Genomic DNA, 15064 nt, shown 5'->3' with positions numbered 1-15064 from the left:
GCTGTGGAGGGAAACAAGAGGAGAATCTCCATTAAGACATCCGGCAATAAGAATAACCCAGACAAGGAAAAGGAGAATAAGGCTTTTCCTGAAGTTAATCCTGAGTATCTAACAGCAGATCCGCGTAATCCCGAGGATATTCCGCTGGAAGAAAAAATGAATACGATGTACCGATTGACCTTTGAGTGGGCTCATATTTTGGAAAAATCCCGAATTTATCAATATACGGATCTACTATATTCACCTTGGCGGTTGATTTGGAGAAATATTTTATTTGGAGCAGCTCGGGGAGTTGGGATTGCACTGGGTTTTACTTTTTTTGCGGCAACGATTATTTATATCCTTCAGGGACTAGGCGCGCTCAATCTACCGATCATTGGGGATTATATTGCGGATATTGTGCGGATCGTACAGCGTCAGCTAGAATTCAAATAGTCATCGAAACGTTAAGATTAAAAACAGCGAACCATTCCTTAAAACTGGAACAGTACGCCGTTTAAATGATTTTGTGTATGGGACATCTGTGTTTAGTCTTCCTCGAGAGGATCAAGACTATGGGTTGCCTCGTCACTGTCCAAATAACGCTGGTAGCTCCGTCCCGGCACTACAATCAGATTGTTGCCCGTGATATCAGTGGCGATAAAGTTCTCCCAAGGCTCTACGCAGCCTTCCAGCTCATCGGCTTCAATCTCCATATCATTATAAGAATCAATATTGTTGCCCTCCGCCATGGCGGGAGAATTCGAGGTACCCCAGCTTTCAACAATCTGCCAGGCATCCTCGCCGTCAAAACCGTTTTGATCGTCGCGCTCATCCAGACTGGTGCGTCCAAAAGGTGGAGATAACAGCTCCTCTTCCACTGGACGAGTGAAAGGTGCGTTTTGCCGCGGGTTGTGCTCTTTACAATAAAGTGTGGAAGGGATGGCAGATAAACGTTCAAAAGGGATCGGCTCACCACTAGCCTTGCATATCCCATAAGTGCCATTATCCATAGCGGATAAAGCAGCTTCAATATCGTCCAGCTCATGCTCGTCCCGTTCTAACAGTGAAATGTCCATGGAGCGATTATACAAATCGGTGGCTGCATCTCCTGGATGGTTGTCATTCTCGGAAAGTTCTCCGGAACCATCCCGCATGGATTCATCTAAGCCGTAATGTTCATTATTCTGAAGCCTGCGCTGAATCGTATTCCGATCTTTTTCCAATCGTGCACGTAGCTCTGAGAGCTGCTGTACTGTCAGGTGCGTCATAATGAGAAAGCTCCTTTCTGTACCTTTTATAAGAATCATTCCGACTTGCCGGATAACACCGGATGGTTCTTCTGTTAGGTTGACCGGAGAGCAGGGATTTTACCGCTGGAAAATAGTCCCCAAGATTGAACTTAGCGGATGTCCCGCAATAGACGATTCTTTAAGGGCTGTGCTACAATATACAAGTCTTTAAACAGTATTCGTACCGCATTTAGCGGGAAAAATAAGAACGGAGTGACAACTTCTGTGGTGTACTATTTGATTGCTCTTATTGTATTTTTGGTGGATCAAGGGACAAAGTATCTCATTGCTACACGTCTGGAGATTGGAGAACAGATTTCTGTTATCGGAGATTTTTTCCTGATTACCTCTCATCGCAATCGCGGGGCTGCTTTTGGGATTCTCGAAGGTCAGCAATGGTTCTTCTTTCTAGTTACGGTTGTAGTGGTTAGTGGTATCGTTTGGTATTTGAACAAGACTAGACACTCGCGGAAGCTGTTATCTGTTGCCCTAGGGCTTGTACTGGGTGGAGCTATCGGTAACTTCCTGGACCGGATAATCAATGGTGAGGTTGTTGATTTCCTTCTGTTCAATTTTGGGAGCTATAGCTTCCCGATTTTTAATGTGGCGGATTCTTGTATCGTCATTGGGGTTGGATTGATTCTTCTGGATTCTTTTCGTGACCTTAAGAACGGCGAAGAAATTACGGAAATAAAAGAAGTAAAAGAAGCAAAGGAAGTAAGAGAAGGGAATGAATGATTTGAATAAAGACGTCAATCACCAAGCGGCATCTACGAGCGAAGAAGAGAGGGACGTCACGGAATGGACCGTTTCGGCAGAGAACGCGCGGGAGCGAATCGATAAATATATTACGGAATCATGGGAAGAAGAAATTTCCCGTTCTCAGGTGCAGCTATGGATCAGCGGCGGTAACGTTACGGTTAATGGCAAGCCAGTGAAAGCCAACTATAAGCTATCGGAAGGCGACGTGGTTAGCGTTGTTGTCCCTGAAGCAGAAGTAACGGATTTGATCGCGGAGAACATTCCTCTTGAAGTTGTATATGAAGACAGCGATGTCATTGTGATTAATAAACCCCGGGGCATGGTTGTGCATCCAGCTGCGGGACATCCGTCAGGCACCTTAGTAAATGCGCTGATGTATCACTGTAAGGATCTGTCCGGCATTAACGGTGAGATTCGTCCAGGTATTGTACATCGGATCGATAAGGATACCTCTGGTCTTATCATGGTGGCTAAGAATGATGCCAGTCATGCCTCACTTGCCGCACAGCTTAAAGAGCATAGTGTTACGCGCCGATATATTGCAGTCGTACACGGCAACTTGTCGCATGATAAGGGCACTGTTGACGCACCGATTGGCAGAGATCCACATGATCGCAAGCTATACACAGTAACCGAAAAGAACAGCAAAAAATCCGTGACCCATTTTACAGTAATGGAACGCTTCGGAGATTGTACACTGCTGGAGCTGCAGCTGGAGACTGGCCGCACGCATCAGATCAGGGTACATATGAAGTTCATTGGCCATCCACTTGTAGGCGATCCGATATATGGACGCAGCAAGGGCACTACGATGAATGGACAAGCGTTGCATGCGGCGGTGCTCGGATTTATTCATCCTACCACAGGTGAATATAAAGAATTCAGCAGACCTATTCCGGAGGACATGGAAGAAGTCCTGTTCACACTACGCAGCAGATAAGTACAAATGAAGTGATAATTAGTCTATGGTATTGAACACTACTTTACGGCATATTTAAAAACATAAGGATAAAGAAAGGGTAATGCCTTATTCTTTATCCTTATTTTTATAATGAAACGGATATCCGGAAACATACGCCATCCAAGGGACGGCGAAGCCGTTTCTTTTAAAAGTAGAATAGATATTCAGGAGATGAGATGACAGTATGAGTATTGAACAATACCAAGATAGCTTCATTCAGACTAATTTTGCAGACCGCATCGGCGGTGCCGATTATGGCAAAGACACTTCGATTTATAAATTCGAGAAAATCAAACGTGCTAAAGCATCCGCAAAACAGGATTTTCCAAACATTGAACTAATTGATATGGGCGTAGGCGAGCCGGATGAGATGGCTGATGCGGGTATCGTAGCTAAGCTTGCTGAAGAAGCAGCGAAGGAAGAAAACCGCGGATATGCGGACAACGGAATTGCCGAATTCAAGACTGCTGCTGCTGAATATTTGCGGGAAGTTTTCCGGGTGGAAGGTATTGATCCAGATACGGAGGTAGTTCACTCCATCGGATCGAAGCCTGCGCTGGCTATGTTGCCATCTTGTTTCATCAATCCAGGTGATATCACGATTATGACCGTGCCGGGTTATCCAGTCTTGGGTACACATACTAAATATTTGGGTGGACAAGTATTTACGGTGGAGCTGAAGAAGGAGAACAAATTTCTTCCAGATCTGAATGAAATTCCGGAAGACATTGCTCGTAAAGCTAAGCTTCTTTATCTAAACTATCCAAACAATCCAACGGGTGCTAGTGCCACTCCTGAGTTTTTTGCTGAGGTCGTTGCATGGGCGAAAAAATACGATGTAGTGGTTATTCATGATGCTCCTTATGCTGCCTTGACCTATGACGGTTTGAAGCCACTTAGCTTCCTCTCCGTACCAGGTGCAAAGGATGTGGGTGTAGAGCTGCATTCTCTTTCTAAGTCTTACAATATGACGGGCTGGAGAATTGGTTTTGTGGCTGGCAATCCGCTAGTGGTTAAAGCTTTCAGCGATGTGAAGGATAATAACGATTCCGGCCAATTTATCGCGATTCAAAAAGCAGCGGCTTATGGTCTTGCTCATCCGGAGATTACTGAAGCGATTGCGGATAAATACTCCCGTCGTCACAACCTGCTGGTTGATGCACTGAACAGCCTCGGCTTTAAAGCTGAGAAGCCAAAAGGTTCCTTCTTCCTGTATGTCGCTGCACCTAAGGGAATCAAAGACGGCCGTCGCTTTGAATCCGGTGAAGATTTCTCCCAATTCCTGATTCGTGAGAAGCTGATCTCCACTGTGCCTTGGGATGATGCAGGTCCGTTTGTTCGTTTCTCCGTTACCTTTATTGCTAAAGGTGAAGAGGAAGAGAGACGTGTCATCTCTGAAATTCAAAGACGTCTTAGCGATGTGGAATTTGAATTTTAAGCATTGTTATTGAAATTAATGAGGCTGTCTCAAAAGTAGTGAATTCTACTTTGGGGCAGCTTCTTTTTTATGGAATAGGAAATGTTGTAGATGTTGCTGTGCCTTATGACTATAAGCCGCGTGTCGTGTTCTGTACTATTGGGGTGGGTGGTGGATGAATGCTGTGTGTGATTTTCGTACAGCTTGCAGTAGATGATTTGTGGTAGCTGTGACGGTGGACTTTGTGCGGTGGACTTGTGTGGCGGACTTGTGTGGTGAGCTATATGCGTTCTGTGTTTGTGTGAAGTAAAGAGTGGGTTTTAAACTAATTAGGGAAAAGCTCCCTGAAATTAACCGATATTCGCTCTAAATGAACGAAATCAGGGAAAACCTCCCTAATAATCAGGGGGGTTCTATATTAGTTACTGAATCGGTCAATAATTAGGGAAGTTTTCCCTAATTACAAGTCTGATGAACAGAAATCTCTGAATTTCAGGGAGGAATTCCCTAATTACTATATAAGTACCTCAACGATTGCATCATTTGGAGCATTACTAGGTGCGCCTCTTGAACCATTTGGACATCAAGTAGTGTTAAGAACATAAACGAGGCTGTCCTAAAAGTGATGAAACGGCTATTTGGGACCAGCCTCGTTTTTTATGCAGATATACTGAGTACCGCTTTCCCCTTGTTGTTAATAGAAGTAAGGAAGAGAAGTGCAAAAGTTTAGGCAGAGAAAGTTGACATGAGGGGGTTGTTCTGTCATAATTCTTGTTAAATGAATAGCGCCTTTAATTCAGTCCTGTGAGGCTGGCAAGGTAACGTGAATCGAGGTTCGCGACTCTTAGAAAGGTATCCGTGTGTAAATACGGAACTGTCTTTTTATGCGCGCGGCCGTCATCTTCCTCATCTGCGGATTTCACTCCTTGCCTGTTATAGGCAAGGATTTTTTTGATTTCCGGGAACTTGAATAGGCGAACAAGCTGGAGGGTGACAAGATTATGGTTACTGAGAAAAATGTCATTATGGATGAAACGGCGATCCGCCGGGCCTTATCGCGTATTGCTCATGAGATTTTGGAGAAGAACAAAGGTATCGAAAATTGTCTGCTGGTCGGCATTCGGACACGAGGTGTGTATCTGGCACAGCGTATCGCTGAGCGCATCAAGGAGATTGAAGGCGTCGAGATTCCATACGGTGAGCTGGATATCACACATTACCGGGATGATCGTGAAGTGGAAGGCAGTGAAGCAGTAGTGAAGAGTAACGTCGTTATTACTTCAGGAAGTGCTGGCATCCATGATCAGAAAGTCATTTTGTTCGATGATGTACTTTACACCGGACGCACCATCCGCGCGGCGATGGACGCTTTGATGGATTGCGGACGCCCACGAATGATTCAACTGGCAGTACTGGCTGACCGCGGACACCGCGAGCTGCCGATCCGGCCGGACTACATCGGTAAGAATGTACCTACCTCAAAGCACGAGCAGATTGAAGTGGCGCTGAAGGAATACGACGGCAAAGATGAGGTCTACATTATTTCAAACCGGGAGGAACGATAACATCATGACACTTACCAAGGTAAAGGAACGTAGTCTGCTGGGAATCAAAGAGCTTGACCGGTCGGAAATTATCCAACTGCTTGACAGAACAGCATTTTGGGACAATCAAAGTGAAAAGCTGACGCCCATCTTGAACTCCCATTTTATTTCTAACATGTTTTTTGAGAACAGCACACGCACACGCTTCTCTTTCGAGATGGCAGAGAAACGACTAGGTGCGCAAGTACTTAATTTTACGGCTGCAGCTTCTAGTGTAGAAAAAGGGGAGTCGATCTACGATACAGTGCGCACACTGGAATCGATGGGGATCGATGCCGGAGTTGTGCGTTTGAAGCCTGCAGGTGTGCTGCAGCAGTTAGCTGAGAAGGTGTCCATACCGCTTATCAATGCGGGCGACGGTAACAATGAACATCCTACGCAGGCGCTGCTTGATTTATACACCATGACCAAAACCTTTGGGGAACTAAAAGGCCTGACAGTCTCCATCATTGGGGACATTATGCATAGCCGCGTAGCGCGTTCTAATCTCTGGGGGCTTACGAAAATGGGAGCCAAGGTGCAGTTCTGCGCACCGGATAATATGAAGGCTCCTGAGCTTATGGAGTATGCGCCTTACGTAACTATGGAAGAAGCTCTTAAAGCGGATGTAGTAATGATGCTTCGAGTACAGCTTGAGCGCCATACTTCCGGCATTAAGCTGTCTGCTGAAGATTACCGTAGCCACTATGGTCTAACAGAAGAGCGGGCAGCTAAGCTCGCCAAAGACACAATCATTATGCATCCAGCTCCGGTTAACCGGAATCTAGAGATTGATGATGCAGTAGTAGAGTGCAGTCAATCGCGGATTTTCCCGCAAATGTCTAATGGCGTACCGGTTCGGATGGCGGTTCTCGAAAGAGCTTTACTATAAGCTTACAGAATGCTAACGTATAGAGACTAATAAATATACACAAAGATGAATTTTTATTATATAATAACGAGAGGGCCCGCAGCTGTGATCTGAGGGTAAAGGTAGAATCATGACAGTGATTATTAGAAACGCCAGCGTATTGAATAAGGAAGGCTTGCTTGAGCGCAAACACATCGAACTACAGGATGGTGTGATCTCGGCTATAATCGACGGAAATGAAGCTATCGGAGAAGCCACGGAGATCATTGATGCTGAAGGTAAGCTGCTCATTCCGGGACTCATTGATATGCATGTGCACTTGCGTGAACCGGGATTTGAACACAAGGAAACAGTGGAAACCGGAAGTCGCTCAGCTGCTAAAGGCGGATTTACAACCATTGCATGTATGCCAAATACTCGTCCGGTGACAGATAGCCCGGAGATCGTGCAATTTGTGAAAGACAAGGCGCGTGAAGCAGGACTAGTTAAAGTGCTTCCTTATGCAGCCATTACGAAAAATGAGCTCGGACGTGAGTTGACGGATTTTGCGGCGCTCAAAGAAGCTGGAGCTATTGGTTATACAGACGACGGTGTGGGCGTACAAAGTGCTCAAATGATGAAAGATGCAATGAACATCGCAGCATCGCTCGATATGCCAGTCATTGCTCACTGCGAAGATAACTCGCTGGTTGAGGGCTGCTGTGTAGCTGAAGGTGAGTTCGCTAAGAAGCATGGCCTCAAAGGAATTCCGAATGAGTCAGAAGCGATCCATGTTGGACGCGATATTTTGCTGGCAGAAGCGACAGGCGTTCATTACCATGTATGCCATGTCAGTACTGAACAGTCGGTGCGGCTGATTCGCCAAGCAAAAGAGATCGGCATTAAAGTAACTGCTGAGGTATGTCCGCATCACTTGCTTCTTGCTGAAGACGATATTCCAGGCCTTGACGCCAATTGGAAAATGAACCCGCCGCTGCGCTCCCGCCGCGATGTTGAGGCGTGTATCGAAGGGTTGCTTGATGGCACACTAGATATGATTGTTACAGATCATGCGCCACATAGTGAGGAAGAGAAAGCGAAAGGAATGCAGCTGGCACCTTTTGGTATCGTTGGATTCGAGACAGCTTTCCCCCTCTTATACACGGCGTTTGTAGAAACCGGAAAATGGGATTTATCCTTACTAGTACAAAGAATGACTGCCGATCCTGCACGAGTATTCAGATTGAACACCGGGGTTATGGAGATCGGAGCTCCTGCAGATTTGACACTCATCGATCTGGAGCAGGAAAAAGAAGTAGACCCAGGTTCCTTCGCAAGCAAAGGACGCAACACACCTTTTGGCGGCTGGAAGCTTAAGGGTTGGCCAGTAAAAACTTGGGTGGACGGCAAAGCCGTATGGACTGAGAAAAACTAGCGGACTGGTGAGGCGAAATTGCTGATCTTTGCGGATCAGCAATTTGAGCGCGTACACTCCGGAAGGCATGCAAGGCATACGTATTAGACTACAGAACATGAAGGAGTGGAAGGGAATGCAGGCGAGATTGCTGCTTCAAGACGGAACTTTATTTACAGGTACCGCATTTGGCGCTGAAGGTGAAAAGACAGGCGAGGTTGTTTTTAACACAGGAATTACAGGATATCAAGAGGTGCTGTCTGACCCTTCATATTGCGGACAAATCGTTACCATGACGTACCCATTGATCGGGAACTACGGGATTACGCGGGATGATTTCGAATCTGTTCGACCTTTCGTACACGGTTTTGTAGTGCGTCGTCATGAAGAAGTTCCAAGTAACTGGCGCGCAGAATACAGTGTGGACGACCTGCTGAAAGAATACGATATTCCTGGAATCAGCGAGATTGATACCCGGATGTTGACGCGGATTATTCGCCACTACGGAACAATGAAGGCGATCCTGACTACCTCTAACAAACGGGTAGAGGAATTGATGGAAATGATGGGCGACACTTCAATTGAAGAACTGCGCAATCAGGTAGCTCGCACATCTACTCCAAGCATGTACAATAGCCCGGGAACTAAAGAACGCATCGTGCTGGTAGATTACGGAGCGAAGGCTGGTATCTTACGCGAGTTGAACAATCGCGGTTGTGATGTTGTAGTTGTACCTCATGACGTAACTGCTGATGAGATTCGTCGCCTCAATCCAGATGGTATCCAGCTGTCCAACGGCCCTGGGGACCCGAAAGACGTTCCACACGCAGTGAAGACGATCTCAGAATTGCTTGGCGAATACCCAATCTTCGGTATCTGCTTAGGTCACCAGCTGTTTGCACTGGCTTGTGGCGCGGATACAGAGAAGCTGAAATTCGGACACCGTGGCGGTAACCATCCGGTTAAAGAATTGGAGAGCGGACGTTGCTTCATTACTTCTCAGAACCATGGCTACACAGTGAATGAAGACTCTGTGAAGAGCACGGATCTAGAGGTTACTCACATTAATAATAATGATAAGACCGTTGAAGGACTTAAACATACCCGTTATCCTGCGTTTTCAGTACAGTACCATCCAGAAGCAGCACCGGGACCTCATGACAGCAGCTACTTATTCGATCGTTTCTTACAGATGATCGCTGATCATAAAGCTAACACACCTGTAAGCTCGCGCCAGGCGCAGCTTGCGGCAAACGCCAGAATCACGGCGCCAAAACCTACAGTAAAACAGCTTGAAGCCGTGAAAGGAGCTCTATAACATGCCTAAGAATGAAAAGCTTAAAAAAATATTAGTAATCGGTTCTGGACCGATTGTTATCGGGCAAGCCGCAGAATTTGACTATGCCGGAACGCAGGCCTGTCAGGCCCTGAAAGAAGAAGGCGTCGAAGTTGTGCTGATCAACAGTAACCCAGCGACTATCATGACTGACACCAATATGGCTGATAAAGTTTATATCGAGCCGATTACCCTTGAATTCGTAACTGGCATCATCCGTCAGGAGCGCCCAGATGGCTTGTTGCCAACTTTGGGAGGACAGACAGGTCTTAATATGGCTGTAGAATTGGCTCGTGCAGGAGTACTAGAGCAAGAGAATGTTAAGCTTCTAGGTACCCAGCTTGAGTCCATCGAAAAAGCAGAGGATCGCGATTTGTTCCGTGATCTGATGCGCGAACTGGAACAGCCTGTACCAGAGAGCACTATTATTACCACAGTAGATGAAGCGATGAAATTCGCTGAGGAAATTGGTTTCCCTCTAATTGTACGCCCGGCTTATACGCTTGGCGGCACCGGCGGCGGGATCTGCGACAACGAAGAAGAGCTGCTTGAGACTGTCAAAGCAGGTATTCGTTATAGCCCGATCGGACAATGTTTGGTGGAGAAAAGTATTGCCGGCATGAAGGAAGTTGAATACGAGGTTATGCGTGATGCGAACGACAACTGTATCGTTGTCTGCAACATGGAGAACTTCGACCCGGTAGGTGTGCATACAGGTGACAGTATCGTTGTGGCACCTAGCCAAACGTTATCCGATCGTGAATATCAAATGCTGCGCAGCGCTTCACTCAAAATCATTCGTGCGCTGAATATCGAGGGTGGCTGCAACGTGCAGTTCGCACTGGATCCGCAAAGCTATCAATATTATGTAATCGAAGTAAATCCACGTGTCAGCCGCTCTTCGGCTTTGGCTTCGAAAGCAACCGGTTATCCGATTGCCAAAATGGCTGCCAAAATCGCGCTTGGTTACACACTTGATGAAATCGTCAATCCAGTTACTGGACAGACCTATGCTTGCTTCGAGCCTACACTTGACTATATCGTAAGCAAAATCCCACGCTGGCCGTTCGACAAGTTCATTCATGCGAACCGTAAGCTGGGCACACAAATGAAAGCAACTGGAGAAGTTATGGCCATCGGTCGTACCTTCGAAGAGTCCATTCATAAAGCAATTCGTTCCCTGGAAATCGGTGTACACCGTTTCCGCCTGCCGGGCGCTGAAGATTTGGAAGAAAGCGTCCTGCGTGAACGTCTGGCAAAACCTGATGATGAGCGGTTGTTCTTGATCGCGGAAGCCTTCCGCCGCGGATTTGGCTTGCAAGAGATCCAAGATATCACTAACGTGGACTGGTGGTTCCTGTCCAAGATCGAGGGATTGATCAACTTTGAAGAGGTTATCCGTGGGGATGAAAGCTTATCAGCAGAAACCCTGTATCAAGCTAAACGCAGAGGTTTTACAGACCGTGCGATTGCTGAGATTCGTGCAGAAGGACAAGCGAACGTTAAATTCATCAAAGAAGCTGATGTACGCGCGCTTCGTTTAGAGCGAGGATTAACGCCTGTATTCAAAATGGTAGATACCTGTGCGGCTGAGTTCGAAGCTTCTACACCTTACTACTACTCTACTTATGAGACTGAAAATGAAGTCATTCATTCCGATAAACAAAAGGTTATCGTGCTTGGATCGGGTCCAATCCGGATCGGTCAAGGGATTGAGTTCGATTACTCCACTGTGCATGCAGTATGGGCGATTCAGAAGGCAGGTTATGAAGCGGTTATTATCAATAATAACCCTGAGACTGTATCTACCGACTTTAATACTTCGGACCGGTTGTATTTTGAACCCTTGTTCTTTGAAGATGTAATGAACGTAATTGCGCAAGAGAATCCGATTGGGGTTATCGTACAATTCGGAGGCCAAACAGCCATTAACCTTGCTGCACCATTAAGTGCCGCTGGCGTTAAGATTCTCGGAACTAGCCTAGACAGTATTGACGAAGCTGAAGATCGGAAGAAATTCGAAGCTTTGCTGGCTCGTCTGGATATTGCCCAACCAAAAGGGAAGACGGTTATCAACGTAGATCAAGCAGTAGAAACTGCACAATCGCTTGGATATCCAGTCCTGGTACGTCCTTCCTATGTACTTGGTGGACGCGCAATGGAAATTGTATATAATGATGCGGAATTGCTTAGCTACATGGTAGAAGCGGTTAAGGTGAATCCGGAGCATCCGGTATTGATTGACCGTTACATGTTAGGTAAAGAGGTTGAGGTAGACGCAATTTGTGACGGTGAGACGGTAGTTATTCCAGGGATCATGGAGCATGTTGAGCGTGCAGGCGTTCACTCCGGTGACTCCATCGCTGTATATCCTCCGCAATATCTGGATGAAGGTCTGAAAGCAAAAATTGCTGAGATCACAATCAAGATTGCTAAGGAACTGAAAACGATTGGTCTGGTCAACATCCAGTTCGTTATCTATCAGAATGAAGTGTACGTAATTGAAGTAAATCCACGTTCATCGCGTACGGTTCCATTCTTGAGTAAAGTAACTGGAATTCCAATGGCGCATCTGGCAACCAAAATCATTCTCGGCGGCAAGCTGAAAGATGACGGTTATGCAGAAGGTCTATGGCCGGAAAGTGATTATGTATCGGTTAAAGTGCCGGTGTTCTCTTTTGCCAAGCTTCGTAGAGTAGAACCAACGCTCGGACCTGAAATGAAATCGACGGGTGAAGTTATGGGCCGCGATAAATTGTATGCAAAAGCTTTGTATAAAGGTCTAATCGGAGCAGGAATGAAAATTCCAGCAACCGGCGCTATCATCGTTACAGTGGCAGATAAAGATAAAGCAGAGGCTGTAGAGCTTATGAAAGGCTTCCACTCGCTGGGTTACAAGATCATTGCTACCGGAGGCACCGCTCAAGCGCTTGAAGAAGCAGGTCTCAACGTAATGAACGTGAACAAGCTGGATGAAGGTGCGCCGAACATTCTCGACTTGATTCGTGGTGGGCAAGCCAACTTCGTCTTTAATACACTGACTAAAGGGAAAACACCAGAGCGTGATGGATTCCGTATCCGTCGTGAAGCGGTTGAGAATGGCGTCGTATGTATGACATCACTCGATACAGTAACGGCACTGCTCAGAATGCTGCAGACGATCAACTTCTCGTCACAGTCCATGCCTGCTTTTGTCGGTCAATTAAACTAATCTCATAAAGATGTATAGGGCGGTTTGCGTTTACGCAGACCGTTCCGCTATGCCTAGGGGCTAATAAATGAAGAGTGTGGATTTAAGTCTGCACTGGATAGGAGAACGGTTATGGGACAGGGAGATGCAAAGTGGAATGAAATGGCGAATCGCTTGATGATCGCCTTAGATTACCCTGATGTTGCTGGGGCAAGAACCTTGATTGACAAGCTGGAAGGGATTCCTTGTTATATGAAAGTGGGAATGCAGCTTTTTTATGCAGCGGGACCGGAATTCATTAATGAACTGAAATCTCGGGGGTATTCTGTATTTGCAGATGTCAAAATGCATGATATTCCTAACACGGTAAAAGGCGGGGCAGAAAGCCTTACGCACCTCGGTGTGGATATGTTTAACGTACATGCCGCAGGAGGCTCAGCGATGATGGCTGCAGCACGGGAAGGCGCTGCTTCAGTAGTTAATGCGAATGCTGCGCTTAAAATGCCTTTGATTATCGCAGTTACACAGCTGACCAGCACGAGCCAAGAAGTGATGAATAACGAAATTGGAATCGCAGGAGACGTAGCAGATACTGTAGTCAGATACGCTAAGCTGGCAGCCGCTGCAGGTCTGGATGGAGTGGTGGCTTCACCGCAAGAGTCTTCAGCGATCGCAGAGGCTTGTGGGCCCGCATTTTGTACAGTTACACCTGGTATCCGGCCAGCAGGTGCATCCCTAGGTGACCAGTCCCGGGTGATGACGCCGGGCAAAGCCATTCAACAAGGTAGCCACTTCCTGGTGGTGGGCCGTCCTGTTACAACTGCAGCTGATCCACGTCAAGCAGCACTAAATATTATTGAGGAGATGACCTTAGCATGAGTACATTAAATAGAAGTGAACAAGTAGCAAGTTATCTGCTTACGATAGGAGCGGTGGCACTGCGTCCGCAGGAGCCTTTTACCTGGACCTCTGGTATTAAATCCCCGATCTATTGCGATAACCGTCTGACTATGGCTTACCCAGAGGTACGTAACTATATTGCTGATGCCTTCGCTGAGCTTATTAAAAGCCAGTATCCAGATGCAGAGGTGATCGCAGGTACAGCAACCGCAGGCATTCCTCACGCAGCTTGGGTAGCTGATAAACTTAATCTGCCAATGGCTTATATCCGCGATAAAGCTAAGGGTCACGGCAAGCAGAATCAGATCGAAGGCCTAATTAAGCCGGGGCAAAAGGTAGTCGTTATCGAAGACCTGATCTCTACTGGTGGAAGCTCCATCAAAGCAGCTCAAGCTGTGCAAGAAGCAGGCGCAGAAGCGTTGGCTGTATTGGCAATCTTCAGCTACGAGCTGGATCGTGCGGTCGATGCTTTTGCTGCCGCTGAAATGCCATTACAAAGCTTGTCCAACTACAGCACATTGATTGATGTGGCTCTTACACAAGGCGAGATCGCAGCTACGGATGTGGAACTGCTGAAATCTTGGAGAAAAGATCCGTCCGCATTTGGCGTTTAAAATAAATACCTGTGTATAGATTGGACGGGCCTCTCACATTTTGGTGGGAGGCTTTTCTTTTTAACTGCACCGAGTGCAATTAAAAGGAAAAGGTGCTCTGACACTCTGGAATACTATATTCTGCCCCGGTGATGCCATCGCAATGTCGTCACACACGCAGAATAGTTGCAGTTCGTGCACTTAAACTAACCTTCCTTAGAGGATCTGGCGGATATAGTTGCACTTTGTGCAATTATATCCGCCAGAAATCCGCCGAAAGCACCTAATAACGTTTTTTAACTGCACATAGTGCAATTAAAAGGAAGAAGCATAATACATTCGGCTTTAATAGTTGTACAAAGTGCAATTATCCTGCGTAGAAGGGGCGATTTGTGCCGGTCATAGGAAAGGCAGCAGGTTAGTTAGTAGGTTAGTTAGTAGGGAAGGCAAATGCTGTATTGGTAAAAGGAAAAGTAGAGTGGAGTGGAGAGTAGGGTTTTGGTGTTTGCATTCACATTCACATTCTGACATTTGGCTGACCTGCGCACTGTCGCTCTGGTATATTGTGCTCTGTCACTCTGGTTTATTGCGCTCTGTCACTCTGGTATTACGCTCTGTCGCTCTGGTATATTGCGCTCTGACACCTGGTGATTTCATCGCACTGTCGTCTCAAACGCAGAATAGTTTCAGTTCGTGCACTTAAACTAACCTTCCTTAGAGGATCTGGCGGATATAGTTGCACTTTGTGCAATTATATCCGCCAGAAATCCGCCGAAAGCTCCTAATA

General features: G+C 46.5%; 13 protein-coding genes. 11 read left to right on the top strand and 2 right to left on the bottom strand.

Annotation, left to right across the window (positions count from 1 at the left end; genetic code table 11):
- Positions 1–144: 144 nt before the first annotated feature.
- Entirely contained in the window at positions 145–435 is a 291-nt protein-coding gene (locus PODO_RS22555; RefSeq protein WP_282579970.1) for a DUF5665 domain-containing protein, read from the top strand.
- A gap of 92 nt (positions 436–527) precedes the next feature.
- Here PODO_RS22555 and PODO_RS22550 read toward each other — a convergent pair whose 3' ends face one another.
- Positions 528–1250 carry a TraR/DksA C4-type zinc finger protein gene (locus PODO_RS22550; protein ID WP_038572845.1) on the bottom strand — a complete coding sequence of 241 codons (723 nt, stop codon included), beginning with the start codon at positions 1248–1250 and terminating at the stop codon, positions 528–530.
- 246 nt (positions 1251–1496) lie between these two features.
- On the opposite strand from PODO_RS22550, the gene lspA reads away from it, so the two are divergent.
- The 3 genes from lspA (at position 1497) to PODO_RS22535 (ending at position 4432) form a co-directional block, all read left to right on the top strand.
- Positions 1497–2009, top strand: a complete 513-nt coding sequence (gene lspA, locus PODO_RS22545) for a signal peptidase II (protein ID WP_036683603.1) — start codon at positions 1497–1499, stop codon at positions 2007–2009.
- Entirely contained in the window at positions 2002–2973 is a 972-nt protein-coding gene (locus PODO_RS22540; protein ID WP_038572843.1) for an RluA family pseudouridine synthase, read from the top strand. The genes lspA and PODO_RS22540 overlap by 8 nt, the downstream gene beginning before the upstream one ends.
- A 205-nt stretch (positions 2974–3178) precedes the next feature.
- Positions 3179–4432, top strand: a complete 1254-nt coding sequence (locus PODO_RS22535) for an LL-diaminopimelate aminotransferase (RefSeq protein ID WP_038572841.1) — start codon at positions 3179–3181, stop codon at positions 4430–4432.
- 770 nt (positions 4433–5202) lie between these two features.
- On the opposite strand, the gene PODO_RS32180 is transcribed toward PODO_RS22535, so the two are convergent.
- Positions 5203–5334: a hypothetical protein gene (locus PODO_RS32180; protein WP_256716065.1), complete on the bottom strand. Its 132-nt coding sequence runs from the start codon at positions 5332–5334 to the stop codon at positions 5203–5205.
- Positions 5335–5412: 78 nt separating this feature from the next.
- On the opposite strand from PODO_RS32180, the gene pyrR reads away from it, so the two are divergent.
- From pyrR to pyrE, 7 genes are all read left to right on the top strand, one after another.
- On the top strand, positions 5413–5976 hold the full coding sequence (gene pyrR / locus PODO_RS22530; protein ID WP_036683379.1) for a bifunctional pyr operon transcriptional regulator/uracil phosphoribosyltransferase PyrR: 564 nt from the start codon (positions 5413–5415) through the stop codon (positions 5974–5976).
- A gap of 4 nt (positions 5977–5980) precedes the next feature.
- A complete protein-coding gene (locus PODO_RS22525; protein WP_036683376.1) occupies positions 5981–6886 on the top strand; it encodes an aspartate carbamoyltransferase catalytic subunit in 906 nt (301 codons plus the stop codon).
- Between the two features lie 109 nt (positions 6887–6995).
- Entirely contained in the window at positions 6996–8279 is a 1284-nt protein-coding gene (locus PODO_RS22520) for a dihydroorotase (protein WP_038572839.1), read from the top strand.
- A gap of 115 nt (positions 8280–8394) precedes the next feature.
- A complete protein-coding gene (carA, locus tag PODO_RS22515; protein ID WP_051491286.1) occupies positions 8395–9576 on the top strand; it encodes a glutamine-hydrolyzing carbamoyl-phosphate synthase small subunit in 1182 nt (393 codons plus the stop codon).
- A gap of 1 nt (position 9577) precedes the next feature.
- Positions 9578–12805 carry a carbamoyl-phosphate synthase large subunit gene (carB, locus tag PODO_RS22510; RefSeq protein ID WP_038572837.1) on the top strand — a complete coding sequence of 1076 codons (3228 nt, stop codon included), beginning with the start codon at positions 9578–9580 and terminating at the stop codon, positions 12803–12805.
- A 111-nt stretch (positions 12806–12916) separates the two neighbouring features.
- Entirely contained in the window at positions 12917–13663 is a 747-nt protein-coding gene (gene pyrF / locus PODO_RS22505; protein WP_038572835.1) for an orotidine-5'-phosphate decarboxylase, read from the top strand.
- Complete coding sequence (pyrE, locus tag PODO_RS22500) at positions 13660–14298, top strand: orotate phosphoribosyltransferase (protein WP_036683370.1); 639 nt, start codon at positions 13660–13662, stop codon at positions 14296–14298. The genes pyrF and pyrE overlap by 4 nt, the downstream gene beginning before the upstream one ends.
- The last annotated feature ends 766 nt before the right edge of the window (positions 14299–15064 follow it).

Origin of the sequence: Paenibacillus odorifer (assembly GCF_000758725.1) — a bacterium.
Classification (GTDB): Bacteria; Bacillota; Bacilli; order Paenibacillales; family Paenibacillaceae; genus Paenibacillus_AQ; species Paenibacillus_AQ odorifer.
This window is presented reverse-complemented; position numbering and strand designations above follow the sequence as displayed.

Bases quoted from the DNA above. Each gene is read 5' to 3' on its own strand.
- PODO_RS22520 (WP_038572839.1), top strand. From the start codon at position 6,996: ATGACAGTGATTATTAGAAACGCCAGCGTATTGAATAAGGAAGGCTTG.
- PODO_RS22525 (WP_036683376.1), top strand. From the start codon at position 5,981: ATGACACTTACCAAGGTAAAGGAACGTAGTCTGCTGGGAATCAAAGAG.
- pyrR (WP_036683379.1), top strand. From the start codon at position 5,413: ATGGTTACTGAGAAAAATGTCATTATGGATGAAACGGCGATCCGCCGG.
- carB (WP_038572837.1), top strand. From the start codon at position 9,578: ATGCCTAAGAATGAAAAGCTTAAAAAAATATTAGTAATCGGTTCTGGA.
- pyrF (WP_038572835.1), top strand. From the start codon at position 12,917: ATGGGACAGGGAGATGCAAAGTGGAATGAAATGGCGAATCGCTTGATG.
- PODO_RS22540 (WP_038572843.1), top strand. From the start codon at position 2,002: ATGAATGATTTGAATAAAGACGTCAATCACCAAGCGGCATCTACGAGC.
- PODO_RS22550 (WP_038572845.1), bottom strand. From the start codon at position 1,250: ATGACGCACCTGACAGTACAGCAGCTCTCAGAGCTACGTGCACGATTG.
- PODO_RS22535 (WP_038572841.1), top strand. From the start codon at position 3,179: ATGAGTATTGAACAATACCAAGATAGCTTCATTCAGACTAATTTTGCA.
- carA (WP_051491286.1), top strand. From the start codon at position 8,395: ATGCAGGCGAGATTGCTGCTTCAAGACGGAACTTTATTTACAGGTACC.
- pyrE (WP_036683370.1), top strand. From the start codon at position 13,660: ATGAGTACATTAAATAGAAGTGAACAAGTAGCAAGTTATCTGCTTACG.